This window comes from Sporosarcina sp. Y352 (genome assembly GCF_056786535.1).
Window position 1 is genome coordinate 1 of the sequence record NZ_JBXCJE010000012.1, and the last position, 24,118, is coordinate 24,118.

The 24,118-nt window shown below is 37.1% G+C and carries 27 protein-coding genes, 1 tRNA gene and 3 pseudogenes; 16 read left to right on the forward strand and 15 right to left on the reverse strand.

All coding sequences use genetic code 11. The features are described 5' to 3' along the window. Positions 1-341 precede the first annotated feature (341 nt). Together AC1TO6_RS16560 and AC1TO6_RS16565 are read left to right on the forward strand one after the other, a co-directional pair. The gene (locus AC1TO6_RS16560; protein ID WP_482102733.1) at positions 342-908 is read left to right on the forward strand and encodes a hypothetical protein; all 567 of its coding nucleotides are present in this window, start codon (positions 342-344) and stop codon (positions 906-908) included. 870 nt (positions 909-1,778) lie between these two features. Beyond that, a complete protein-coding gene (locus AC1TO6_RS16565) occupies positions 1,779-2,243 on the forward strand; it encodes a hypothetical protein (RefSeq protein WP_482102734.1) in 465 nt (154 codons plus the stop codon). Between the two features lie 123 nt (positions 2,244-2,366). On the opposite strand, the pseudogene AC1TO6_RS16570 reads toward AC1TO6_RS16565, so the two are convergent. The 3 genes and pseudogenes from AC1TO6_RS16570 to AC1TO6_RS16580 form a co-directional block, all read right to left on the reverse strand. Continuing rightward, positions 2,367-3,230 (reverse strand): annotated as a pseudogene (locus AC1TO6_RS16570) (IS3 family transposase); the annotation flags it as partial. Continuing rightward, positions 3,194-3,763, reverse strand: coding sequence for a transposase (locus AC1TO6_RS16575; protein WP_482102735.1), 570 nt, complete (start codon positions 3,761-3,763; stop codon positions 3,194-3,196). The gene AC1TO6_RS16575 and the pseudogene AC1TO6_RS16570, both read right to left, overlap by 37 nt. Positions 3,764-3,871: 108 nt before the next feature. Next, entirely contained in the window at positions 3,872-4,249 is a 378-nt protein-coding gene (locus tag AC1TO6_RS16580) for a hypothetical protein (protein WP_482102736.1), read from the reverse strand. A 1,266-nt stretch (positions 4,250-5,515) separates the two neighbouring features. Here AC1TO6_RS16580 and AC1TO6_RS16585 point away from each other — a divergent pair. Next, positions 5,516-5,971: a YoqH family protein gene (locus AC1TO6_RS16585; protein WP_482102737.1), complete on the forward strand. Its 456-nt coding sequence runs from the start codon at positions 5,516-5,518 to the stop codon at positions 5,969-5,971. Positions 5,972-6,089: 118 nt separating this feature from the next. Here AC1TO6_RS16585 and AC1TO6_RS16590 read toward each other — a convergent pair whose 3' ends face one another. Continuing rightward, positions 6,090-6,722, reverse strand: coding sequence for a hypothetical protein (locus AC1TO6_RS16590; protein ID WP_482102738.1), 633 nt, complete (start codon positions 6,720-6,722; stop codon positions 6,090-6,092). Positions 6,723-7,069: 347 nt separating this feature from the next. Here AC1TO6_RS16590 and AC1TO6_RS16595 point away from each other — a divergent pair, with 347 nt between their 5' ends. Both AC1TO6_RS16595 and AC1TO6_RS16600 read left to right on the forward strand, forming a co-directional pair. Further along, complete coding sequence (locus tag AC1TO6_RS16595) at positions 7,070-7,489, forward strand: GNAT family N-acetyltransferase (protein ID WP_482102739.1); 420 nt, start codon at positions 7,070-7,072, stop codon at positions 7,487-7,489. A 165-nt stretch (positions 7,490-7,654) separates the two neighbouring features. After that, on the forward strand, positions 7,655-7,942 hold the full coding sequence (locus AC1TO6_RS16600) for a YolC/YozM family protein (protein ID WP_482102740.1): 288 nt from the start codon (positions 7,655-7,657) through the stop codon (positions 7,940-7,942). Positions 7,943-8,368: 426 nt separating this feature from the next. On the opposite strand, the pseudogene AC1TO6_RS16605 reads toward AC1TO6_RS16600, so the two are convergent. The 3 genes and pseudogenes from AC1TO6_RS16605 to AC1TO6_RS16615 all read right to left on the reverse strand — a co-directional run. Further along, positions 8,369-8,452, reverse strand: a pseudogene (locus tag AC1TO6_RS16605) (AbrB/MazE/SpoVT family DNA-binding domain-containing protein); the annotation flags it as partial. Next, complete coding sequence (gene xerS, locus AC1TO6_RS16610) at positions 8,445-9,584, reverse strand: tyrosine recombinase XerS (RefSeq protein ID WP_482102741.1); 1,140 nt, start codon at positions 9,582-9,584, stop codon at positions 8,445-8,447. The gene xerS and the pseudogene AC1TO6_RS16605, both read right to left, overlap by 8 nt. A 12-nt stretch (positions 9,585-9,596) precedes the next feature. Next, complete coding sequence (locus AC1TO6_RS16615; RefSeq protein ID WP_482102742.1) at positions 9,597-10,082, reverse strand: hypothetical protein; 486 nt, start codon at positions 10,080-10,082, stop codon at positions 9,597-9,599. Positions 10,083-10,764: 682 nt separating this feature from the next. On the opposite strand from AC1TO6_RS16615, the gene AC1TO6_RS16620 reads away from it, so the two are divergent. Together AC1TO6_RS16620 and AC1TO6_RS16625 are read left to right on the forward strand one after the other, a co-directional pair. Then, positions 10,765-11,127 (forward strand): hypothetical protein, encoded by a 363-nt coding sequence (locus tag AC1TO6_RS16620; protein WP_482102743.1) that lies wholly within the window; start codon positions 10,765-10,767, stop codon positions 11,125-11,127. A gap of 151 nt (positions 11,128-11,278) precedes the next feature. Beyond that, a pseudogene (locus AC1TO6_RS16625) lies at positions 11,279-12,637 on the forward strand (transposase). Positions 12,638-12,877: 240 nt separating this feature from the next. On the opposite strand, the gene xerA reads toward AC1TO6_RS16625, so the two are convergent. Continuing rightward, complete coding sequence (gene xerA, locus AC1TO6_RS16630; protein WP_482102744.1) at positions 12,878-13,717, reverse strand: site-specific tyrosine recombinase/integron integrase; 840 nt, start codon at positions 13,715-13,717, stop codon at positions 12,878-12,880. Positions 13,718-13,941: 224 nt separating this feature from the next. On the opposite strand from xerA, the gene AC1TO6_RS16635 reads away from it, so the two are divergent. Then, positions 13,942-14,202 carry a hypothetical protein gene (locus AC1TO6_RS16635; protein ID WP_482102745.1) on the forward strand — a complete coding sequence of 87 codons (261 nt, stop codon included), beginning with the start codon at positions 13,942-13,944 and terminating at the stop codon, positions 14,200-14,202. A 398-nt stretch (positions 14,203-14,600) separates the two neighbouring features. Here AC1TO6_RS16635 and AC1TO6_RS16640 read toward each other — a convergent pair whose 3' ends face one another. Continuing rightward, entirely contained in the window at positions 14,601-14,819 is a 219-nt protein-coding gene (locus tag AC1TO6_RS16640) for a hypothetical protein (protein WP_482102746.1), read from the reverse strand. A gap of 80 nt (positions 14,820-14,899) precedes the next feature. Next, positions 14,900-15,175: a hypothetical protein gene (locus AC1TO6_RS16645; protein WP_482102747.1), complete on the reverse strand. Its 276-nt coding sequence runs from the start codon at positions 15,173-15,175 to the stop codon at positions 14,900-14,902. 267 nt (positions 15,176-15,442) lie between these two features. Here AC1TO6_RS16645 and AC1TO6_RS16650 point away from each other — a divergent pair, with 267 nt between their 5' ends. Further along, the gene (locus AC1TO6_RS16650; protein WP_482102748.1) at positions 15,443-15,652 is read left to right on the forward strand and encodes a hypothetical protein; all 210 of its coding nucleotides are present in this window, start codon (positions 15,443-15,445) and stop codon (positions 15,650-15,652) included. Positions 15,653-16,282: 630 nt separating this feature from the next. Here the strand turns inward: AC1TO6_RS16650 and AC1TO6_RS16655 are convergent. Then, positions 16,283-17,047, reverse strand: coding sequence for an ATP-dependent DNA ligase (locus AC1TO6_RS16655; protein ID WP_482102749.1), 765 nt, complete (start codon positions 17,045-17,047; stop codon positions 16,283-16,285). Beyond that, on the reverse strand, positions 17,044-17,811 hold the full coding sequence (gene ku, locus AC1TO6_RS16660) for a non-homologous end joining protein Ku (RefSeq protein ID WP_482102750.1): 768 nt from the start codon (positions 17,809-17,811) through the stop codon (positions 17,044-17,046). Before ku ends, AC1TO6_RS16655 begins: the two co-directional genes overlap by 4 nt. Before the next feature lie 167 nt (positions 17,812-17,978). Between ku and AC1TO6_RS16665 the strand changes: the two genes are divergently transcribed. The 7 genes from AC1TO6_RS16665 (at position 17,979) to AC1TO6_RS16695 (ending at position 20,951) form a co-directional block, all read left to right on the forward strand. Next, the gene (locus AC1TO6_RS16665) at positions 17,979-18,179 is read left to right on the forward strand and encodes a hypothetical protein (RefSeq protein WP_482102751.1); all 201 of its coding nucleotides are present in this window, start codon (positions 17,979-17,981) and stop codon (positions 18,177-18,179) included. A gap of 141 nt (positions 18,180-18,320) precedes the next feature. Then, positions 18,321-18,392 (forward strand) — tRNA-Asn (locus AC1TO6_RS16670). 153 nt (positions 18,393-18,545) lie between these two features. Beyond that, entirely contained in the window at positions 18,546-18,761 is a 216-nt protein-coding gene (locus AC1TO6_RS16675; protein ID WP_482102752.1) for a transcriptional regulator, read from the forward strand. A 3-nt stretch (positions 18,762-18,764) separates the two neighbouring features. Continuing rightward, on the forward strand, positions 18,765-19,118 hold the full coding sequence (locus AC1TO6_RS16680; RefSeq protein WP_482102753.1) for a YhjD family protein: 354 nt from the start codon (positions 18,765-18,767) through the stop codon (positions 19,116-19,118). Between the two features lie 29 nt (positions 19,119-19,147). Continuing rightward, a complete protein-coding gene (locus AC1TO6_RS16685) occupies positions 19,148-19,351 on the forward strand; it encodes a LexA family protein (RefSeq protein WP_482102754.1) in 204 nt (67 codons plus the stop codon). Beyond that, positions 19,352-20,611: a Y-family DNA polymerase gene (locus AC1TO6_RS16690; protein ID WP_482102755.1), complete on the forward strand. Its 1,260-nt coding sequence runs from the start codon at positions 19,352-19,354 to the stop codon at positions 20,609-20,611. Positions 20,612-20,621: 10 nt separating this feature from the next. Further along, positions 20,622-20,951, forward strand: coding sequence for a YolD-like family protein (locus AC1TO6_RS16695; protein WP_482102756.1), 330 nt, complete (start codon positions 20,622-20,624; stop codon positions 20,949-20,951). 146 nt (positions 20,952-21,097) lie between these two features. Here AC1TO6_RS16695 and AC1TO6_RS16700 read toward each other — a convergent pair whose 3' ends face one another. The 3 genes from AC1TO6_RS16700 to AC1TO6_RS16710 form a co-directional block, all read right to left on the reverse strand. Next, entirely contained in the window at positions 21,098-21,685 is a 588-nt protein-coding gene (locus AC1TO6_RS16700; protein WP_482102757.1) for a Cap15 family cyclic dinucleotide receptor domain-containing protein, read from the reverse strand. After that, positions 21,685-22,593, reverse strand: a complete 909-nt coding sequence (locus tag AC1TO6_RS16705) for a nucleotidyltransferase domain-containing protein (protein ID WP_482102758.1) — start codon at positions 22,591-22,593, stop codon at positions 21,685-21,687. The genes AC1TO6_RS16700 and AC1TO6_RS16705 overlap by 1 nt, the downstream gene beginning before the upstream one ends. 156 nt (positions 22,594-22,749) lie before the next feature. Next, positions 22,750-24,030, reverse strand: coding sequence for a replication initiation protein (locus tag AC1TO6_RS16710; protein ID WP_482102759.1), 1,281 nt, complete (start codon positions 24,028-24,030; stop codon positions 22,750-22,752). Positions 24,031-24,118: the final 88 nt, after the last annotated feature.

The following is a 24,118-nucleotide window of genomic DNA, read 5'->3' on the forward strand; positions in this document are numbered from 1 at the left end:
TTTTCCTTTGTTCACTACTCATGTCGCACGACCTCCATCTTATTATTAAAGTATAACAGGAGAGTACTGTACGACAACTAGCCTAACAGAGGGGGCTAGGATAACTGTAACTTTTAAAAAAAAGGATTATGATGCATTAAATATAAAATTGAAAGGTGGGAATATAGACAACTAAAGAGCCATTTGTGTAAATTTGTGAATAAATGTACTTAAACAAACGGGTGCTTTACTTCAATTAGAGGTTAAGCACCCTTTTTTATTCAGCTAAAGGGGCAGGTTAGTTGAAGAAGGAATGATTGTAACTGAAGAGGACAAACTAAACCTAAATATAATTTAGGGTGATGAAATTGGATAAAAGTAAACCTCTTTTATTGGTTTTATTTAGTATACTAATTTGTGGGTTGTATTATGGAACAGTAAATGCAAAGAACGATACTCCTCCTTCCTTTGAGGAAAAAATTACTGAAGGCAAACAACTCACTCCTTTAGAAAGCCAGTTAATGTCTTTTATAAATGGTTTGATGGTAGGCGAACCAAAACAAGCCGTTGAATTATGGATATTAGGCGTAAATAATCGAAGTGGTTCTGTTCAATATGCGATGTTGTCCCCTTCGCTTCGAAAACAATCAAGGAGTAAATTTGAGGAAACTCACTGGATAACAGGTCAGTCAAGCCCTTCGGTTAGTAACTTTCGTTTTACTAAAGTAGAAAAGCTTAGCGAATCCAAAATGCGGTATACCGTTAAATATGATTTATGGGCATCATATGGAGATTTTGGCGGTGGGGAGAAGATTATAATCGTGGAAAAGAATTTAGAACCATTTAAAGAGTATTGGTTTATTTCATCAATAACAACGAAATTTAATCCATGGGAAGCATTTACCCCAGCCGAGACAGTTTTAAAATGAAAAATTGCAGTTAACAATCAAATAAAGGGCAAATCTTGTGAAGAAATGTACTTAAACTAACGGGTGCTTGTGCGGCCGAGCCTAGGTCGTATCATATAGCGGGTGGGAATCCCGTCGAGAAAGAACTAGCCATTCACTCGTAGCGAGTCTTGGAGGGCTACTGGTAACAGTAGCCTTAAGCGTAGACAGTTAGGTGGCGGGCCGAAAGCCAATTGGTTGAAGGGATTGAGCTCCATAATGTTAGTAAATCGAGAGGGCTGATGCCTTAAGCACAGCAGAAAGCTACATTTTATCCATCGCTAAAGGCAAGAAGGATAAAACCTCTCTGGAGTCAGAGACCTTGGCACGTCACACATTGATATGATACGGCAACTCGGGAGGCCCTACCGGTCTTTTCTTCTTATAGAAGAGTATGGTGTACAAGCGATAATAAGCAAGGAAGCCAAATGCCGTTGTAGGGAGTCGGATAGCAGCGTAGTACCAATGAAGTTGGGTAATGCCGATGGAGGAAAGGCTGCTACCAAGTTATCACCCTTACTAGGGACACATTTACTACACACAGAGGTAGGGATACTAAATGGAAACAAAACTAGTAAGGATAGCAGAATTAGCAAAATCTGAGCGATAGAAGACTAGCTACATTTTGTGAATGGTGACTAGGAAGAGCCGTGTGCGTAAATAGCGCAAGCATGGTTCTGTGAGGGGGGAGGAACACAATCTACCGTAAGGTAGAGAGGTTCCCTTCTACTCGACTACTTCGAGAAGGAGTAAAGCCCTTTTCCTTATTGAACTGAAGAGGCAGGTTAGTTCAATAAGAAATCACAAAAGTAATGAGCGTTTACTTTAAATTAAGATTAAACGGAGGTTGAGATGCGAAAAGTTTATCTAGATAGAACAGAATTTTCTGGGGCTATAAATGTAAATTTAAAAGATACTGAGGTTATACCAGCAGGTACAACAATTTATTCTACGAGTGTTTACCATAAAAATGAGGAGTATCAAAAATATGCTAACGATTATGATATTCAATTTATCTTTGACGATGATATTCCACATTTAGAATTTTATACGGTTCCATATGTAGATATTATGGCAAAAGATAGTAAAGGTGGATTTATCGGAACTGTTGGTCAACAATGTGATTTGAAAAGTGACGCACCAATTTGTTATATCAATAGGCATTTAGAGTGCTTGATAATTTCTGAAAACGGAGAAGATTTTCTGAGTAATATAGGATCATGGCAAGACAACTTGAAACCCTATGATAAAATTACCGTTTATCGTTCGAAAGTAGAAGCAGAAATGGAACTAGAATTTATTGATTTGTCTGTCTGATAGTCCTCCATCATTATAAATTCATATTGAACTAACGGGTGCTTTAGTTTAATAATCGGCTGCTTTTACATGAGAAAAACTGCACCCCAATTTGAGGTGACCCCTAAAAGTTAGAGTTTATTATTAAGCAGCTAATTGGCTGGTTTGAAGACGGTATTGAACCGGACTCATGCCAGCCAATTTTTTCTTGATATGTTTATTATTGTAATAATTGATATAAGACTCGATATCTCGTTTTAATTCCTTATATGTGCGTAGAGCTACTCCGTAATACATCTCCTGTTTCAAAAGCCCAAAGAAGTTCTCCATTGGTGAATTATCAAGACAGTTTCCTTTACGGGACATGCTTTGGAATACATGGTGACCTTTAAGTGTCTTCAACCATTTTTTGTGCTGGTAATGCCAGCCTTGATCAGAGTGTATAGTGGTCCGGTATTTTGAATCTTTTACGATTTGAAGAGCGTCTTCTAACGGTTTCATCACTAAGTCCAGTGTTGGATGCATATGAATGCCGTATGAAAGAATCTCTCCGTTATACATGTCCATAATAGGACTGAGATAAAGTTTAAAGCCATCTGAACACTTGAATTCTGTAATGTCTGTTGTCAGCTTTTGATAAGCCGTATTTGTGTAGAAACGGCGATGAATAAGGTTTTTCGCAACAGCACCTACGGTGCCTTGATAGGAACTATAGCGACGAGATTTCCGAGTGAATTTCTCGACTTTGAGTCCGTGCTTCCTCATGATACGCTGAACTTTCTTGTGGTTCACTGTAATACCTTTGTTTTTCAACGCCAGCTGAATTCGACGGTAACCATAGTTTTCATCATTCTCTTCAAAAATAGTTTGAATTTTTTCTTCCAGCTCCTGATTAGGGATCTCCGTCTTCATTCCTTTCAGATGATAATGATAAGAAGATTCGGGGATGCCTACGACCTGAAGGACGTCCTTTAGTCGGAAGTTTTCTTTGAGTTCGAATGATAACGCTGTTTGTGCTTTTCGAGATAACCCTCCGGATCCATCTGAAAAGCTTTTAACTTTTTTAAATACGCTACTTCCAAACGGAGTAGTTCATTTTCACGTTCTAGTTTCTGTTCACGCGTCATCTCGTCCTGTTGTACAGGCTGCTTACTATTCTTGACGCTCTTCGCTTTGTCCGACATGGCTGGCCGTCCTTTCGGGTTGTCCAGGGCTTCAACACCGCCTCCAAGAAACTTTTTGTTCCAAGAAGAGATCATTGGTGGGTTCGTTAACCCAAAATGAAGAGCTGTTTCAGTTTGTGAAGCGCCTGTCCTTTTCATAAAGCTTAGTACATCCAGCTTAAATTGAACAGAATAAACTTCCTTTTTCTTCTTTCTCGATAGTCCAGCTACGCCGTGTTCCTTGTATACGCTCACCCAATTTAAAAGCTGTTGATGTGATTTTATATCGTATTTGCGTGCTAGAAGTTTAGACCCAAGCTGGCCATTCAGATACTCCCGCACGACCATCAGTTTAAGAGATTCACTATATTTAACCAAAATAAAACACCCCAGAAGTTAGATTTTGACTCTAACTTTTGGGGTGCACATCAATTAGTAACTAATTGGAGGTGCAGTTTTTCAAGTTTCTTTATCAATAGATTGTATCTAAAAGTCTTTACCAACAATTACTTTCCATTTGTTTTTTTGTTGCTTAATGGGGAATGTTACCTCTACTTGTCCATCATCATCCACTATTGAAACTGTTCCTTCAAATTCAGTTGGACTTATAGTAGAGAGTTCGATGATTCGTGTTTCCGAGACTGTGGAGTCGATATCTAAGTAGTTTTCCAATTGCTCCTTTTTATCAGGAAACCTCAAGTCATCCGACAGATCGACTAATGCAGTCGTATCATGGTCCTCCAAAGCTTTTAAATAACTTTGTAAGACTCCCTCAACCTCCATTTCTGGAGTAATTGCTGCTTTTGTTGAACAGCCAACTAGGAGTAATAGAAGTAGTAGTCCTATTGAGATTTTTTTGCCCATTTCATATCACCTCACTATGTGGAGTTTAAGATATTAGTAGTTCTATTCTAAATAATATAATACCATTAATTTGGAAATGTAGATAGTATGTTTCCAGAAATTCGAACTATCCAACGAAGAAGAATTCCTTTGGTAGCTTATATTTATAAGTAATGAAATCGCTATCCGTTATTACAGAAATTTATTATTAACTAACGGGTGCTTTACTTCGTGCGAAACGTTCCTGATTCAAATGAAATGTGGTCACACAATTTCGGTAAAGGTCAGGCAGTTTCAGGTTTCTGGAAATTGAAGGGTTATATCGAGAAGTCGAATGAGGAGGTAACGCTCTGAAAGGCTTCCCCCGCGTCGAGTAGCACGCTGATTAGTAAGAAAAAGCGTGTTATAAGCTCGGCTAATAGGCGCGAGAATTTACCGTAACAGTCCGGCTGACGAAATCCTACCCGATGGGGTGGTGTAAATCATGGTGCTTGGGTTGAACAGATATGGTGAGAATGCAATGTAAATACAATAAGATACTGTATTGCTGACGAACTTCTGAATGTACGGGTCTACACGCACATTATATAGAAATGTATTTACTACTAAATGTAGGGTTAGCTGTGGATGAGTAAGAATGAACTATATAAAAATCCATCTTGTGTTACAGGCACATGTGATGCTAACAGGCTCATAGGAAGCACCTAAGTTTGTTCTATAATAGATATAACTCAACGTTGTAAGCTGATAACGTGGAGGGCTTACTCCTGGTGAAGCGTTGGAAAGGAAAATAGGCGTGAGAATAGCGACTACATAACTTTTCTTCATATCAGTGAAAGTGGTGGCACAGTACCGTTGAAGCGTGTAATGAACGTGGAGGGATAGCCACTAGACTAATGAAAGATTCATTCAGCCATGGAAGACAGTTCTTCAACGGTTAATAAGGTTCTTGTAAGACTAATAGAGGTTCACCTTCCGCTGGACGGCACCGACTTATTGAAACGAAAGAATTGAGGCACAGATGAAGCAACAAATTCAAAAGTGTTGATGACTGGATTGAATTGGATTAGTTGGAACGCCGTATGAAGCGAAAGTTTCACGTACGGTGTGAAGTGGGGGAAAAGCTGGTGATAACTTCAAAGGCTTACCTATCACTATAAGAAGGAGTAAAGCATTTTTTCTTATTGAACTAAAGCAGCAGGATAGTTCAACAAGGAACGATTGAAATACAATAAATATGGTGTTTTGGGGGATAATGATACTAAACAAATTTAAGGAGAATCAGAAATGAAAAAATTGCTTTTTAGCCTTATCTTCGTTTTAGTAATTCTTCCTTCACAAACACACTCTGAGAATAAAATTGAAGAGTTGCCACCTTGTTCAGCAATACTTGAACCAACAAAAAACGTACCTAAAAATGCCAGAGGAGTAGCACTTATTTATAATATTGAAAGAAAGTTTAATGATGAACGGACGAGTCTTAGTGTTCATGCACTTCATTTACCAAAATCATCTAGTTTTGGGGATTATGATGGTTATGAAGTATTAGCATATATTCCAAAGGAAATAAGTTGGATTTTTCCATTGTCCCCAGTAACTAACTATGGAGAAACTACTTGGGCTGGGAATTTGGATGAAGTTTCGCCTATGATGCGACCTACTCGTATTAAAGTTCGGACAGTCAATACAACGACCAAGAAAACAGGTTCAATTGTACTTGAAAAAATACTGAAACCTTGTTGAATTAACGGGTGCTTTACTTCCAGAAGGAGTAAAGCCTTTTTCCTTATTGAACTAAAGGGGCAGAAGAATTGATTATATAAAATAACAGCCTTATCAACTTACTTGATAAGGCTAAGGTTCACTCTTTTTTAGATTTTTCACGTTCATTTTTTTGCTTTAGCTTTAACCAATAATCGGGTGCTTCATATCGAATTAAAGAATAATCAAGTTCAGCTCCATTAGTTGCTAACTGAACTAACAAAAGTTTCTCCTTATTACTCGGGTGTAAATCTGCGGTTTTAATGCTTAAAACCTCAACTCCTGTTCGTTTAGGTGTTCCAACAACAACAACTTGATTTCCTTTTGTATAAACATCTGTGATATTTGTTTGAAACACAACTATATACAGGTCAAGATCTGTTTCATTCCTATCAGTAGGAAAAGAAATACCTACATTCTGTGTGAAATCTAATTCGGCTGAAAGTCCAAAGGCGTAATAAGGGAATATGCGGTGAAGAGCATAGTATATTCGAGAAGGAATATAGCTCCATCTTCCAGTCGTGCTATGCCAGTAATCTTCATATATTGGTCTAATATAGTTCGGTTCGCTTTTCATTACTTTGAAAGGGATTTTTGTTCCTTCTTTTAACACTTCTGAAATAGGGATTACATCGGTAGGGAAATGCACCTCTGTCCCCTTTTCAAACGGGAAAGGTGAATCAAGAATAGTGGTGGGTTCGGGTGGTTCGAGGAAATTTAAACGTTTTTCCAATTCGAGAATTCGTTCATGTTCACTTTTATCACTATTCGGTTGCGAGAATGATAACTCCATCGATTTTGTATTTATGGACTTACTGTAAATAAATAAGCTTAAAATAATTGAAAAACAAATAATATAACCAATCCTTGTTTTTAGCATATTCTAATCACCTCACCATATTATCTGCTTTTACAAGGAAGTTATGCGTAAGATTAGTTGTTCAACTAACGGGTGCTTTAGTCGAACAACAGGGGCTTCTTTGGAAGTTTTTTTTCTTATTGAACTAACGGGGTAGGTTAGTTGAACAAGGAGTAAGCAACAATAATGTAGAAATACTCATAGTATTGAGGGGGGATATTGTGGATTTGAAAATACATAGCGATTTTTCTAAGGTGAATCTTGATGAAATGAAAGAGATATATGCTTCTGTTGGGTGGACAAAACATACAAAGGAGATAATAAAACAAGTATTTGAAGCAAGTAATGTCATAGCATTGGTCACAGTCAATGGCAGAATAATTGGTATTGGTAGAGCAATGACAGATGGTGTTTTTAATGCCGCAATTTATGATATTGTGGTTCATCGTGATTTTCAAAGGCAAGGAATAGCTAAAAAAATTATGGAGTTTTTACTTGATAAATTAAGTAATGTTTCTTGTGTACATTTAATCCCGACAACTGGTAATGAAGGGTTTTATCGGAAACGAGGATTTAAAAAGCTGAAAACTGGAATGGCAAGATATTTAAATCCAGGGCTAAGTGACGAATATTTAGAGTGATTTTTCCTTGTTCAACTAACGGTGCAGGTTAGTTAAGTAAATATATGGTATAATTTTTTTATAGAGGGGTTCTTTAGTGGGAAATTATGGGCTGCCTAGGTCAGCTTTTTTCCTTCTTGAACTAACGGGCCAGATTGTGATAAACAAATGATGGAGGAGAAAAAAATGGGTGTTAAAAGAAAATTCGGAGCACTAATTTTAACGAGTGTTATTGTAATGTCTGTGGTATTTTGGTACACGCAACAAAAGCCATATAGTACAGAGCTAGTTATGAACTCATTGTGGGATAAATATGAAGTACAAAGCACTCAAATTGGTGATACTGATCCGGTTATATGGATAGATGTATATGATAAAAATGATAAACCTGAAGTTGAAAAGTATTTAAAAGCCAAATTGTCTAAAGATGATTTAGAACACTATGAAATCGAGGTATTTTCACGGTGGTCGTGAATTCTTTGGTCAATAAACCATTTTCCACAATCGGCTGCCTTTACATGGCAGCTTTTCTTATTGAGTAATAGAGCAAAATACTTCCGTGAACGGGCGTTATGTTAACCTGCTGTGCATGGCGTATACAAACTGAGTTGACGGTCTTTCTGAAAATCGCCACAATATTTCGAGACTTGACTTGAAATTAGCAAAGTGTTAGTATCCTCGGTTGATAATTACAGTAATTGAATAGTAAATGTAAATGCCGCCCTATGTGTACTTAAGGGCGGCATTTACTTGTTTGACTTATTTATACCGATCTTATTCTGCGAAGGAATAGGATGCATACTGGAGCCTCTCATGCATCTTAAAAAGAGAATAAGTTGCCACTATAAGAACAATCAAAAAGGATAAGTCTAACTTCCTTTATTGGGTACATCCTACATCGATATCAAGTTCTCTTCTCAATTCCTTCGGAATAACAATTCTCCCTAATGCGTCAATTTTCCTTGTGATTCCTGTACTAATCATTTATTTCCACTTCTCCTATTTCGTTATTAGTAGGTGATTCATCCATTTTCATTAAAACTACTCGCTGTTCTTCTTGCGAGAGATTCGTGTATAAGACCGTTGTTTCGATTGTGTTATGGCCAAGTTGGTCGCGTAGCCCAACCAAGGTACCGCCTTCATCCAACCACCGTTTCGCGAATGAATGCCGAAACGAATGGGGCTTTAGACGTTTACCTGTAAGATAAGATTGCGAATACTTACTGACCAGCGCTTGTATGGTTTCAACAGCTATTGGATTTGCTTGTCCTGCGTACTTGGTTAAAAACACAAATTGATTCTTCGGATCAGGTTTATAGATAGTTTCTCTTTCATTCAAATAGTTCATTAAATCATCCATAGAGGAAGGAGTGATGCTGACAGTATCGGCTTTATCACCTTTTCTCAAAACGTTAATATCGCATTTTCGAGAATCTACGTCTGTAATTTGTAGTCCGGCCAATTCATTCACACGGATACCGCTGCCTTGAAAGAGGGCTATGATAGCTACGTCTCGATAGCGATCACGTTTGAAGCGGGATAATTGTCTGGAGGTTAAGGCCTTTTCGTATTCAAATTTCACGAAATTAAGCAATCCATCCATATCGTCTTTCTCTAAGATTTGTGAACTAATCCGCTTTGCACGGCGGGCGGTAGATTCTGTTTTCTTAGGGGTTTTGATTTTCGCCAAGACGTTTCGATAAAAATAACATTCTCCTTCATCATCTTCACTTTCGGTCGTTAAATAGTTGAAAAGGGACTTTAAGGATTGAATGAAGCGAGATACACTGGCTTCTGAACGTTTCACGAATACGTCTTTACGTTTTTCGATTTTTTCTTCTGTAAGCATTTCAAAGAAATACTCGATTTCTTTCTTTCGTAACTTTTCTAAAACGGAGAAGGGAATATCCTTGTTACCCTCAGCCTCGGTTAGACCCTCCATGCGGAGCCAATCAAAGAAGCGCTTGTAATCATGCAAGTAGCCGCTAATCGTTCCAGGGGAGAGTCGTGCACGTTTTTTAGCACGCACAAATTCTACTACGTAGAAAGGAAGTTCTTCAATAGCCATTTCAATATGTTTTTCAGCTAATATTGTTTTTCTTGTTGGGGCTGGCAATGTAAATACCTCCTAAATTCGTTCGTGTATTTTTTCCACTAGATCAAACATGGAAAATTCCTTGAGTCGTATTCTCTCGAATGGTCCAAGAGCAAGAAATGCACCTGCGAATAGGACACTGACCGTAGAGATTATTGAAATAAGACTGTCGAAAATCGTAAGGTCTAGTTCCAGTAATCTCGAAGCAACATCGGAAACAGCCATAGATACTATTTCGGTTGCTGTTAGTCCACCGAGACTGTCTAATCGAACAATACCATCCAAAACTTGATCACATTCATCCATGAGAATGTCATAATACTCTTGACTAAGTATAGAAGAACCATCAACGCTTATATAAGCATCATAAGCAATATCGAATATTTCTCGTCTTATTTGGAAATATGTATCCATGTGATATAGCGCACCTTCTGATAAACCTCTGAAATCATGAAGTGAATTCCAATTTTCGTTAATAGTGACTCCAGCTAATAGTTCCTTTGCTGTAACTCTTCCCATTGAAATACCACACCTTTTTAATATAATGTTCTCATTTATTTTTGACGGCCTAGATATATTTGTACACCATACTTATAGGCGGCATATTATATGATCAATGTTAGGGCTGCGATAAATCCTATAAAGTAAAAAGTGATTCCCGATACATATATCTGAGGGATGGAGATACCGCTATTCCTGTTCTTGAAAAACGATTCATTAAATAGCCAACGATAGGGAAGCCGAATATCCATAGATAACCAGTAATTAATTCGATATTTGTACAAGGACAAAAAAGTATGTACAAAATAGTAGCTATAATCTCAGTATTTCACTGAAGATGTACATGCTTTTTTGTCTTCCCGATAGTACAAGAAAGTATGTACATTACATGTAAGGGACAAAAAACAATGTACTTTGTATGTGTAGAAATTAAATGTCACAACAATAACTAACGATCTTGCCCGTTACACTGCACCCAACTAGTAAAAACTCTTTACCACCCCGCTATCTACCTCGAAATCTCCATCCACAAGCATTTGCATGATTATAAAAACACATGCGGACTGTTGTCCGAAAATTCATAAGAACATTTAACAGATACCGTTTTATATTACTCGGCAGTCAAAGGTAATTGTGAGAGAATAACAATATATTAGAGAAATTTAAGAGTAACTAATTATGATTTAAAGGACGGTTATTAATGAAAAATCATATTAAAGTAAACGAAAAAATTCTTCAGACAAATAAACGTTTTTCACAATTGAAAAATACCCAAAAGGATTGGATCACAACCGAACTTTATAAGCTCTACCATAATACGATGAAAGAAAAACGTACAACAAGAAAACTACCTCCTAATCAACGGGATATAGTTATTTCTTCATTATACGATCAGATTCAAAATAGGGAGATATGGATTCCTTATGGCGAGGTAAAAAAATATGTATTCAGTAAAACCACAAAGATAGTAAAATCTTTTAAGAAGCAATTCCCGGAGTTGAATAAGGAAATTGAAAGCGAATACACTAAAACCTGCAGAAATCCGGGAACTGAGATAGATTAAATATAACTTTAAATTTTAGTTGGTTGAATTAATTTCATAATCATGGACCCTTACGTATCAAGGCTTTAAAGACATAAAAAATAGAGCACCTCCCCAAATCCTGTACAATGTAAGTTACGACACATACATAACAGACTGGAGAGATGCCCCTATGTCCATTATACGACAACAAAGCCTGTTTGACATGCATGAATTATATAAGATGGAACCCACCCATCATTTTGAAGCAGTTTTTTCAACAGTTAACTTAAATCCTATCTGGAATCTATTCGATAAACCGAAAAAAGTAGGTGCCCCTAGAGAGTTGAATTACGGTGCCATGGTCTATTCACTTATCGCTCGTGTGGTGGAGCGTATTGTGACAATCAAGGATCTTGTCAGACGGTTGGATCGTGATCCCATTTTTCGTTATGACTGTGGTTTTCTTCACTCCGACCAAATCCCATCCGAAGCTTCTTATTCCAGGATGATTACTGTCATCAGTGAATCAGATGCGATGACACATATTCATGACAAACTTATTGTGCTGGCCATCGATGAAGGACATATCGGCGAGGAAAACATCGCCATTGACGCCACCCATTTCGAGGCAAGGGACCGTGCCCAGGCTTCCGAAAAGAAAGAAAAGCCGGCACCAAAAAAGCGCGGTCGCAAGCCAAAAGCCGAGCGTGAACAATGGTTGAAAGAAAAACAGGCAGATGAAGACGCACGTCCGATTTATGAAAAAGAGATTGTTCATCAGCTATCCGAATCAGTAGGAACATTGTTTAAAGAGGCTCCTATCGATCCCAAATGGGGAATCAAGAAAAACAGTGACGGAAAAAACACTTTCTGGTTCGGTTATAAAGGTCATTTGGCCGTCTGCACTAAAAGCCAGTATATTCTTGCGGGTATGATGACGTCTGGTAGTCTCAATGACGGGAAAGCAGCCATTCCATTATTGAAGAAAATTGATCGGGACCTTCCAGCTTTATTTAACGCAGGTCTTTTCGATGCCGGTTACGACTACGAACCGATTTATCAACAATTGATTGACCAAAGCCTGCAAGCGGTCATCCCGTATAATCGACGCAACGAAGGAGAGATGGTCGGGTACGACGAGCATTTCGCACCGACGTGTGTCCTGGAGCATTCCTATCGTTAAAATAGCTTCAATCTAAAATACAAGACACTGAAATATACACGCCCGAAAGAATGTGCGAGCTGTCCATTACAACACGACTCCCTTTGTCAAAAGACCTATAAAATCAGGCAATCCACGGATCTCCGGAAGTACACCAATCCAGCCAGGGGATCGAAAAAATGGGATGAACTGTACAAGGAACGTACTGCTGTCGAACGAGTAAATGCGTATTTAAAAGAATTCTTTGGACTCAATAATGTCCGTCATCGAACTGGAAAGAAAGCGAAGCTGCACTTCCAATTGGTGACGCTTGTTTATAATGCCTCAAAATTAGCCACGGATCGGATCAGAGTAGTAATGAAGCAACAGTCGTTACAAGCAGCTTAACTAAATCGAAATTCTATTTTTAAAAAACTTAAAAATCATCAAGGGGCTACTCTACGCATTTTTAAAAATGGCTATTATGAAATTGATTCGGTTATATATGATTTTGTAATATGGATGATCAGGAATATACAGATAAACTATACTTAGTGGCACTTTTCACATGAACGATTAAATACACTTGTTAACCACAACAATTAATCAGTAAACAAACCTTGATCAAAGACGTTGCTCCTTTTACATTTAAAAGTACTTTTGATAATACTCTTTCCTTAGCCTCCCACTTAATTGAGCGTATATCCTGGTGGTTTCACTTTTCTCATGCCCCATAAGACTTTGTATGACCTCAATAGGAGCTCCATTATTCAACAAATGAGTTGCGTAGCTATGTCTAAGTTGGTGTGGATGAATCTCTTTGTTGATTTCAGCACGATTGGAGATCCGCTTGATTATGTATCGCATTTGGGCGACACTCATTTTATGTGGCTGTCTTGTTGTTACAAAGATAGCAGGATTATGGTCATTCCGGCTTTCCATATAGCGTTTAAGCCATATGTCGCAACGCGTATTAAAATAAACTTCCCTTTCCTTATCACCTTTCCCTCTAACGATCGCGGATTGATTGGACCAATTAATCTGGTTCTTTTCTAACGCAACTATCTCACCAATTCGACAACCGGTAGAAAACATGAATTCAAAAATTGCTTTTTCCATTGGGGAATGACAGGATTCACGAAGGTGTTCAATCTCCCGCTCGGTTAAATACTTGGGTATCCGTTTACCAACTTTAGGTTCTTTTATTTTAGAAGTTGGATTCTTACTCAGGTAGCCTTCTTCATGAGACCAGCGAAAAAACGATTTCATAAATCGGATACGATGTGCAAGACTGGCTGGTTTTAAATGCTTGCCTGATATAGCAAGATATTCCTTTAGTTTATTTGTATCCAGCAATTCCATCTCTATATCCTTAAAATAACCAATTAGTAACAAATACTGTAACTTGTAGGCCTTCAACGTTTGTGGAGAAAAACCCTCTATTCTCTTATCAGCTTCAAAGGAAGCCCATGCTTTTGACAATAACAATCCCATTCCCCCTAAAAAAGTAATATTAAAAGGATTATTGCCAATTTAATAGAATTATAGACATAGGGCGTGTTTTTACTAACGGGGCAGGTTACTGGAACAAGGAAATGTTAAAATAGGGAGTAAAAAGGTGGCTATCTGCATGTGGGATTGCAATATTTACTTGTAATTTCGGAAAATATTATTTGTTTTATAAACCGAGAAAATAGAATAGGTGATTATAAATGGTTAATATTTTAGTATGGTTATTTATTGGCGTGTTTTTGTCTATTTATAGTAAAAAAATTATTTATTTTTGGTCTATGTTTATATTTATGGCAGCAGCGTCTGTGTTTGAGTTGTCAAAATACTTACTAGTGTCTATGGGTGTAGAACTTCCCAATCGTTTATTCATACAAATTCCGTTAACTGGTATAGCTTTATATATCGCTTGGAAAGTTAATGGGAAAATGGTTAATCGGGAAAATAATAAAAAGAAAAAATAAGTCTATTCGTTTCATAAGTTTTTTTTTTGGATGAGGGAACTAGCCCTAATGGTTCTGCAGAGATGATAAAAATTTCAAGTGTATATCCCGAAAAAAAATATTGTGAAACATTTCACTTAAACTAACGGGTGCTTTAGTTGAGCATGAAGGTCGATCCTTTTATCGGCTTTTTTTACACCATAGCAGTGTCACAACTTTTGAGAATTGAAGCCGTTAAACGAAGCTGATGGTGTAGAGGTTAATCAGTTGTCATATATTAGCGCCATAAGTAGTTTTTTGTAATAAAATATACAAAAAGCAGGAGACCTAAGTCTGCTGCTTTTTTGCTTCGTTGCATCAAAATATATTTCAAATACTTAGTTCCTTAAAGGGGCTGGCGTTACTGTTTATTATCTCCTTCAGTTCTTAATTTGATTTGCCAATCGAAGGGAGGGAAGTACTATCGTTGTTAATGCAAATCTCATTTCTTCGATACTTGTAAAACGTTTTTCTTTATCGGTTGAAATAGCTTTTAAAATATAGTCTTTCAGTTCGGAATTCTTTTCGCGATGATATCCAGTTTGTCTTCCGCTAATAATAAAGAATGCTCCTCCAATAATTTTGCAATTTACGAGCATTCAAAAAAACTTCTTTAATGAATTATTCGCATTAAACTCCAATAAAATGATTTGTATTGCAAGGGAAATGAAAATACCTTTTAATGAACAAGATTCTCGTATTCTTTGTTTAGTTTTCTTGCCGCTATTCTTTTTGCGGTTTCTTTATTTTTAGAAGAACCCTTAACCATTATATTTCTGTATGGTGCTTCATCCTCATCGAATAAATTTAGGTACACATCACATCGATCTTCGTACTCCAAAATCAAGCAGTCCACCGGAATTCCAAATTCACTAATCATGATGCCGATATCGTGGTTTATAGCATCGGTGCCAAAAGATTTGTCGTCAAATAACTCTTCAAGTTTAGATTTCAATTCATGATCCCCCTCGTTAACTGATTATTCGACAATTCAATTGGAAACCCTTTAATTTTCAGGCAAATAATTCTACCAACCCCCCCACAAGAACCCCCAATTCCCTATATATTAATTTAACATCGTGTAATAGATCGCCCTTAAAATCTTTTGACTTTAGTTACTTTTCTTTTATCTTGCTTACCCGACAATTCCACAACTCATGTTTCATACTAATGTCGGCAGTAAAGTGACTATCCAAGCTTAAAAACTCTGGAGGATGTCGGATTGATTCAGCGTGCTAGGGGAAGCCGGGGAAATAATATCTATGAAGTTTACAAGCCACTAGGCAAGTCTGAATTATATAAACGTGTTCCTGACAGAGTAAAAAAGCTTAAGGAAATTGAAGCAAAGCTATTAAATACGGCTGTATCTGACAAGGAACGATTTAAGAAATACAAGATGGATAATCAAGATCAACAGATAGATACCTTGTGATTTGGTCATGATGACAAACTGCATACCTACAACATTTCTTATCTTTGAAAGGCACACACTTAAAGGTCACATGATTAGGGATCTTCAAAAGTGTGGTCCCTAGTACAATACAGATGTTTGGCATAGTTCAATAAAGTAGCTGCTATACACACTTACTAATCCCAAAGTTCTTTTATTACTGAAAAGTCATTAGAAGTAAATTTATCTTCTAATTCATCAAGACTGTCATATGTATCTTCTAAACCCATTTCATCACCCCTTATAGTAGTTAGTGCCCTCGGAGTTACTTGATTACGTTCAATTGGAACTGATTTCTCACCCTGATATGGTATTTTATGTAAAGATATTGCAATTTTATAATACGGATCTTGGCAGCGACCTACCCACAATATAATCTGTGGATGGGTCGCTTTTGTTATACTCTTATTTTATCTCCTCACGGATAACTATACAACGTTGATACAACAGTATTCTCAGATTAGCCAAATTAAAAGACCGTCAATAGACGATCTCCTTTTGTTTAACTAATGAGCCCGTTAACCATCCATGCAGCAAAAAAGCTACACCAAAGAGGGTGAAAGCATTAATCATTTTCATAAAAAACAGGAAATTGTGGATGTGTCGCCTTTTTCATCTAATCTCAACAATTTGCGGAAGCCTTAATTTACCACCGCTTGTCCAACCTCTTGATTTAACAGTAACGGAAAAAGGAGGAGTCAGTGATTTTAACATTTGGCTTATCTCCTTAGTGAATCCAATGACAACGCTCCCCAAATAATCACCCTTTAAACTTTGCAACTGTATAGAAAGTGGTCTTAGTGTAACCCTCGAAACAATCACATCATGATAACTCCAATTAATAATTTTCCGCCAATTGTCAGAGCGAGTGCCAGGCCTATATGGAGTGCCTAGCCGTTTTGCAATCATACCCTCCATATTATTCGCCTTCATAACCTCGAAAAGTTGCTCACCTTCGGTGTAAATATAAGGAATTAATGTGATGTAAGGCGAATCAATTTCAGTTAAACTATCTGTCAAAATAGCCTTTCTTTCTTCAAGTGGATAATGAATAACAGATTTATTTCTATACGATAGAATATCGAACGCCTTTAAATAAATGGGTTGATTTTTATTACCGCTGAAACGAGACATAGCTAACTCAAAATCATCTGGCGCGTCTTGGCCGGGAGCAATCAACTCTCCATCAAATAAAACCTCATGACCACCAAAATGAAATTCGGGGAAACGACTCGTGGTAATCGTTCCATGTCTAGTATAGGAATAATCGTTACCTATCAGGAGTCGAATCCCGTCAAACTTTGGTTCGTACAGCCAGCCTTCGTCCGAACTGACTTCCTCTTGATATTCAAGTAGCATAGGCTTAACTAACTTCATGCCCGTTTCTTTTGTTCCTTGATTGAGGCAATACTACGCTCCATTGCATCCATTAAATTAATAACATTCGATGGCTGCTCTGCTTTTTTCGGGATTTTACTTTCAATTAGTTTTTCAAGGCGTTCGCGATATTCGTCATGGTATTTAGTTGGTTCAAATTCTGCTGTTAATTGTTCAATCAATGACAGGGCAATTTCCTTTTCTTTAGCCGTTAATTTAACGTTAGAAATCTGTGGAAGGTCAACTGTAGACCTAACCTCGTCCGGGAAATGTAATGTCTCTAAAACCAAATGGTCATTGAGAACGCGTACTGCTGCTAGTCTTTCCTTGCTTCGTATCGTAATCTTGGCAATGCCAATCTTCTTAGATTTTGCGAGCGCTTCCCGAAGTAGTGCATATGCTTTTGAACCGTTTGTATCTGCCGCTAAATAGTACGTCTTGTCAAAATAGACAGGATCAATTTCCTTCAGCTTAACAAACTCCACGATATCAACCGCTTTTTCTTCAATGTCACTTTTCAATCCATCTAATTCAGCATCTGTAATGACAGCGAATCTGTCTGTCGCATACTCATAGCCCTTTACAAGTGACTTTGAATTCACATCCTCGTTACATATAGGGCATACCTTTTCCTGTTTAATGGGTTTCTTACATTTATCATGGATCTGTCTTAACTTAATCCCTTTATCCTCTGTGGCTGCATGCAACTTTACAGGTATTGTCACAAGCCCAAAGGAGATAGCACCTTTCCAAACTGTGTGCATTTTAATCACCTCATGGTTATTATCGCCAATAAAAATAATGCGATACATCCTGTTCCAGTTCTTTGGAACCTAATCGACAGTAGACGTCGTATGTTTGGCATGAAGATACTTCCAAAGTCTAAAAAAACTATTATTGCACATATTATTTTGGACGGAGGTGAGTATCCATGACAAACAACAAAGACAGAAACCAGAACAACAATCGTAACAACAACAGCCGCAACAACAACAGTAACAGCAACAGAACCAGAACTGACAACAACAACAACAACAACAACAACAACAACCAAGCAGAGTTCGGGACTGAAATTGATGTGAATCAGCTTAAAGAACGAAACGCAGACAAAGAGTGCAACAATCGTTTCTAAAAAGATTCTCGTTTGGTTGTGGATACCGCTGATGGCAGAAGCGTAATGCTTCTGCCGTTTTTTAAAAGGATATTATGGATTGAGAAATAGTGAATATTAATAATTTAATTGGTAATAATATTTTCAGTAGTTATTTATTTATCCGAAGTAGCTCAGCGGTAGAGCAATCGGCTGTTAACCGATTGGTCGTAGGTTCGATTCCTACCTCCGGAGTCATATCCAATTTGAAAACCTCTTCTCAATTGAGTAGAGGTTTTTCTATTCTGAAAAATAAAAAGCGGTCTCAATCAGCTAGGTTGCCCAATTTTTTTATTGTTGCAATACGAACATTCATTCTATATACTGAATCAAAAGGAGGGAACAAGTGTGCGTAATCAATTAACAAAGTCAATGGAATATGGTGATTCACTGGATATGATATACATCTCTAAAGATGGCACAATCAGTAAGCGGAGAATTAAGACACTGCAGATCGGTGAAGTATCATTCCGTGCTCATTGTTTTCTAAGAGGATGCAAGCGGACTTTTATAATTGATAACGTGCTAGCACTTGTCCCTGTAAAAGAAAGTTGGGTGGTTTAAGTCATGTCATTAATACCGTCTGAAGTCTTGCCGTATTTCGAAAATATGATTTACTTACCAATAATCATAAATGTTTTGGAGAGAGACCGGGGAGAAATAGAAATTGGCTCCTTCAAATTGAAAAAACCCTATGTAGATATTATTGAAAACGCATTAAAGGTAGCAAGGGAAGAAATGAAGGAATCGAGTATATATTTGAAACGAAATAACATGAAAGTTATCAAAAAATTGAATAACGGAACGATGACTGAGTATTTATTTATTCACAAAGGTTTCGAAGACAACCGGAAATATTTGAACATACGTTTACGTAATCGAACGGAGGAATTGATAAGTGTTTATTTTGCTAAGAACTGAAATTACTATACCAAAGGAGCTGTTATTTAATGAGTGAACGTCAAAAAAACATATTAAACTACATTCAAAGCTACACAGCAGAAAACCAATATCCTCCCACGATTAGGGAGATTGCTACAGCTGTTGGACTCAAATCCTCCTCTACTGTACATGGTCATTTAGATAGGATGAGGGAAAATGGTTATATAAACTTTGTTAACTCAACACCTCGTACTTTGACGGTAGTGATCTAGATGCATCCGATATACAATGGCCAGCCTAATAGACAAATCGCATGTATTGATATGAGGAGTTTTTATGCGAGTTGTATGGCATCCTTGCATAACTTGGATGTTAATACCGTGCCAATTGCTGTCGTTGGAAACTTACGTCAAAAAGGCTCTGTCGTACTTGCAGCCAGCCCTCCGGCGAAAAAAAGATTCCGTATAAAGACAGGCACTCGGCTGTACGAAATACCTAGTCATCCCGAAATTAGATTGTTTGAACCAAAAATGTCCTATTTCATAGAAATGTCAATGTCCATCACACACATCTTCCACAAATATGTTCCAGCAGAGGCTATCCATTCTTATTCAATCGACGAAAGTTTTATTAATCTTACTGGGACAGAAAAGTTATGGGGCGACCCTGTGCAAACAGTCCAGGCTATTCAGCGAGAAATACTAGAGACGCTCAATTTGCCATCTACCGCAGGTATGGGTCCTAATATGCTAATGGCTAAATTAGCCCTGGATTTAGAGGCGAAAAAAACTGGATTTGCGAAATGGACTTATAAGGATGTGCAAACTAAGTTATGGCCAGTTTCACCACTTTCAGAAATGTGGGGAATTGGTAGAAAAACAGAAAAGACCTTAAACGATATTGGTATATATTCGGTTGGCGATTTGGCCAGTACCGATTTAAAAAAGTTGGAAAAGAAATTTGGTGTCATGGGAAATCAGTACTACCATCACGCCTGGGGAATCGATAATTCAGAGTTTGGCGCACCACTCCTTGAAGGGCAGGTTAGTATTGGTAAGAGCCAAATTCTTATGCGTGACTACAAAATAGACGAAGTAAGGGTTGTCCTTCTCGAAATGTGTGAGGATATCGCCAAAAGAGCAAGAGATTCATCCCAAGCTGCACGCACGATATCTTTAGGTGTCGGCTACAGCAAAAATACTTACGGCGGTGGTTTTCAACGTTCGCGCACGATAGGGGAGGCGACAAATGACACAATGCAGATCTTCGCAGTCTGTAAAGAGCTATTAAATGAGAACTATGGCCATCAGGCTGTTCGGCAAGTATCCATTTCAATTACGAAGTTAGAAGATGAACAATCCTTGCAATTAAGTTTGTTCGATGAAAAGAAATGGGAAAGACGCAATTTGGCTGGTGCTATGGATCAAATACGGAATCGTTTTGGAACAACCGCAATCTTAAGGGCAGTCTCCCTTACAGATGCGGGAACGGCTATAAATCGCTCTAAACTGGTTGGGGGACACAAAGGGTAGGTGAGATAGGTTGATTCGAGATCGTGGTAGTAAAAAGTGGACTGCAATTATGCTTCCAGAACATATAAAAGAACTGAAACATTGGCTGGAAAAAGAACATTATACTGAACGTCCGGACCTTGAAGATTGGGAACTGCAGTCTATTCAAGAAGATATTGAAGTTGCGTCTAAACGCCAATGCCAAACGCTTGTGAAAACATGGAAGGATGGAAAAGTAATACTTCATAGTGGAATTATTGAAGCAATTGATTTGCGAACCATGGTTGTGTTACTCAAGAATCAAATCGATACTGTAAGAATACCGGTATCGAGTATTATTAACGTTCAGTGTGCTGATTGATGAAGAAAAGTCCTTCCTGTAAAGTAACGGGTTCGATTGATGGGGAGAAAACATAAATTACAGCCTAATTGGGGACACAATTCGCATAGGAATCGGTGTCCCCTTTTTTTCATAAAAACAGTGATTCCTCTTTTTATAAAAAGGGATCACTGTTTAATTTGTTTTTTTAATTGAAGTTCTCCATAATTAACGTTTTGGGGAGGTTCATTGTAATACTTTCCTTCTGATAATCCCTCGTTTAAACAGAATTCTAATGTCGTGATGCCGCTATGAGCACTCATTGTACCTTCGGATTTTGTCATCCTATTTTTGTTTAGATAAACGTATCTCAATACTATTCTTGCACCATTATTAACCTCTAAATTAGCACTATTACTATAAGACCTCGATTGATTAAAGTTTCCAAAAATACAAATTTGAGTCCAGGTTTGTTTTATCTCAATGCATGCTGGCATTTGCGAATTAAAATCATGGTATGAGGAGGAGAGTGTACCTTCCCAAATGCCATTAAGATTAGGAGTCTTTATTAATCCAAACTTAAAAAAAAAGCTCCATTTCCACAAAAATTTATCAAATAGTAAAAATACAAGCCCAAAAATAGTAAAACCTGTTACCGATATACTGATACCATTAATATTAAAAAAATATTTGATAATGCCCGTAAGAGCAACTGAAACACTAACTAACAGAAAATAAATTAATTTCCTGTCGTAATCAACACTGTACTGATGCATCAATTACTCCACTCATTCCATAATATTATGCACTCATTAATGAATTTTCTGGCATCATCTTGATCCCATTGTTCTTCAGCAACACCAAATAAATAAATTATTTGATTTTGACATATAAATGTTGACATATTGTTTCTATTATCGCCTAACCATTTTAATATATTAAGAACAGTTTGGCTAAAGTTATTATTTACATATTGTTCATTTGGAACATTATGCAAAAGATTTTCTACAAAATAAGATGGAGCAGTACCTTTTTCAAGTTTACCAGAATTAACTAGTATGATTTTCATATTTTTAAATACTCTGACTATTTTCTTGTACATTTCTCCGGTTTGTTGATTTTTCTTAGTCCCAAAAGAATAATGTCGTTTTGGATAATTGATAACTTCCCTGTTTTCCTTTGTAGTAAAAAATTTCATGCCTTCTATATATTTTTGGGAATCTTGGGAGTAACCATAGTCAATGTATTTTCGGTATTGTATACAAGGAACCACATCAGCATCATAGTTTCCTGTATTAATTTGGATTGACTTACTTCCAATTTCAACATTACCTTCTCCAAAATAATTAATTAATGTGTCGAGAACTTCCTTCTTGTAAATTGCCCAAGTATATTGACTTGAGTTTATCAAAGAATCATAAATTTGTTTCTTATCATACGGTAGTCCAGATGCATCACCATAAAATACATTGCTTGTTTCTACTACAATATCTACATCACTATTTCCATATATATTGGTACTGTTTCGATACGAACCCTGAAGATATATTGAGACGGAATTTCTATTTGTAATAAGAGAATTTTCACCTCGTAGAACTCCTTCTATTCTTTCTCGTATTGCTTTTGGCGTAGCTGTTGCTCCCTGATTAGACCATGTTTCCAATTGCGAATTAGATATTGCCACATTTAACCCTCATTTCCTGATGATAACTTTCTATTTATTCTACTATTTATTCAGAATAAGGAAAGGACAATAAATAAAAAAGTTTAATTGAAGGCTCAGTGTTTTTCTCCCCATCAACCGAACCCGTTACCTGTAAAGGTAGGGCTTTTCGTAATTTTATGCTTTAACTATGCAGTAGGTTGCCATCATCTGATCTTCAAACATATCAGGTTCAATCATCGTTCCATTTTTCTCAATTTGATAGGCGGCATAGGTATGTATTTCTTGTTTCAGTTTGTCTTGAATAATATCTTCATCTAGTCCCAATTCGCGTTGCAATTCTACAATGCTGATTAACATTTTTTCGAAATCAGAAGCTGTTTTTCCATACTTATTATCTTTATGGTCAACGCCTGTCCCATTTAATTGATCTACTACCTTACTATCGCCTGAACGGTTTTGACTCTCGTGGTCATTACCGGCATAGTCGTCGGTCAATGCGCTAATGAAATAGCCAGCTGGTTTATCGATACGCTTAACCTTCATTCGAGCTTTTGTATAGGCAAGGTTTCGTGATATGTGCTCATTATCCCATTTGACTCTTATTTTTTGTATTTGGGCTAAACTAACGCCTAGTTCTATCAATTCATCATTTATTTCATCTTTTTCCATGTCAATAACTGTAGAGTCGACTTTCTTCGTTTTTATAAAGAACTCTAACTTTGTAATCTTTCTACCGGTTTTAATTTCTTTAAATTCAAAGCGTAAATCGGTATGTTTTTCAATCTGTTCCTGCGCATGAAGGAGAATCTTACTCTTGAAATGTCCATATTGTTTGTACTTACCGGGTTCAATAGCTAGTAGCTCTTTTAATTCTTCAACGCCAAACCTTCTAGTCCTGATACTTTCATATTGCTTCAGAAGTTCATACATGCGAATTGAATACGCAGAATTTAACTTTAGTACGTTCTCCAACCGATATTGTGTGAATTTATCTTTTAATTCCAAGAAGTAGGGCTTTAATTTCGGGTGAAGCTCAATTTGGAAAAATCCCTGCTTTGGAAAGTAATCTGATGTAATTACCCAGGTGAAATTCGTTTCTCGATCTTTCGTTTTAATGGTAAGCGTTTTCGTTTGCAAATCATTTACGATATTCCTAATTTGCGTGTAATAGCTCCCGGAAGAACGTGAAAGTTCGAGTATGTCAATTATGTCTTTAGTGTTAAACTTATACAATTTGAAATTTTCATCTTTAGGCTGAATTCTGGAAGCAATAATTAAAAGGATTCGCTGTTGCTGTAATGACAACATATACGAACTTTGAACCAAATCGTTATGTTTGGTTACCCAGTGTTCGTTATTCAAACTATTCACTTCTACTAAATTATTTTCATCGTACTCTGGTAGATCAATAAGGTCTAGGGCCCCTTGGTAAGTAGGGCTATCATTAAGTGCCACTTTAATCATTCCCTTTCTTTACTATCACTATCGTACTCAACGAGTGATAGCAAAGCAACTATTATATGACGCCGAATAAGTGATAGTT

Excerpts from the sequence above, each read along its gene's own strand:
- AC1TO6_RS16560 (WP_482102733.1), top strand. The coding sequence starts at position 342 with ATGAAATTGGATAAAAGTAAACCTCTTTTATTGGTTTTATTTAGTATA.
- AC1TO6_RS16700 (WP_482102757.1), bottom strand. The coding sequence starts at position 21,685 with ATGCATCAGTACAGTGTTGATTACGACAGGAAATTAATTTATTTTCTG.
- AC1TO6_RS16580 (WP_482102736.1), bottom strand. The coding sequence starts at position 4,249 with ATGGGCAAAAAAATCTCAATAGGACTACTACTTCTATTACTCCTAGTT.
- AC1TO6_RS16600 (WP_482102740.1), top strand. The coding sequence starts at position 7,655 with ATGGGTGTTAAAAGAAAATTCGGAGCACTAATTTTAACGAGTGTTATT.
- AC1TO6_RS16620 (WP_482102743.1), top strand. The coding sequence starts at position 10,765 with ATGAAAAATCATATTAAAGTAAACGAAAAAATTCTTCAGACAAATAAA.
- AC1TO6_RS16565 (WP_482102734.1), top strand. The coding sequence starts at position 1,779 with ATGCGAAAAGTTTATCTAGATAGAACAGAATTTTCTGGGGCTATAAAT.
- AC1TO6_RS16690 (WP_482102755.1), top strand. The coding sequence starts at position 19,352 with ATGCATCCGATATACAATGGCCAGCCTAATAGACAAATCGCATGTATT.
- AC1TO6_RS16635 (WP_482102745.1), top strand. The coding sequence starts at position 13,942 with ATGGTTAATATTTTAGTATGGTTATTTATTGGCGTGTTTTTGTCTATT.
- AC1TO6_RS16665 (WP_482102751.1), top strand. The coding sequence starts at position 17,979 with ATGACAAACAACAAAGACAGAAACCAGAACAACAATCGTAACAACAAC.
- AC1TO6_RS16655 (WP_482102749.1), bottom strand. The coding sequence starts at position 17,047 with ATGAAGTTAGTTAAGCCTATGCTACTTGAATATCAAGAGGAAGTCAGT.
- AC1TO6_RS16685 (WP_482102754.1), top strand. The coding sequence starts at position 19,148 with ATGAGTGAACGTCAAAAAAACATATTAAACTACATTCAAAGCTACACA.
- AC1TO6_RS16680 (WP_482102753.1), top strand. The coding sequence starts at position 18,765 with ATGTCATTAATACCGTCTGAAGTCTTGCCGTATTTCGAAAATATGATT.
- AC1TO6_RS16640 (WP_482102746.1), bottom strand. The coding sequence starts at position 14,819 with ATGCTCGTAAATTGCAAAATTATTGGAGGAGCATTCTTTATTATTAGC.
- AC1TO6_RS16615 (WP_482102742.1), bottom strand. The coding sequence starts at position 10,082 with ATGGGAAGAGTTACAGCAAAGGAACTATTAGCTGGAGTCACTATTAAC.
- ku (WP_482102750.1), bottom strand. The coding sequence starts at position 17,811 with ATGCACACAGTTTGGAAAGGTGCTATCTCCTTTGGGCTTGTGACAATA.
- AC1TO6_RS16585 (WP_482102737.1), top strand. The coding sequence starts at position 5,516 with ATGAAAAAATTGCTTTTTAGCCTTATCTTCGTTTTAGTAATTCTTCCT.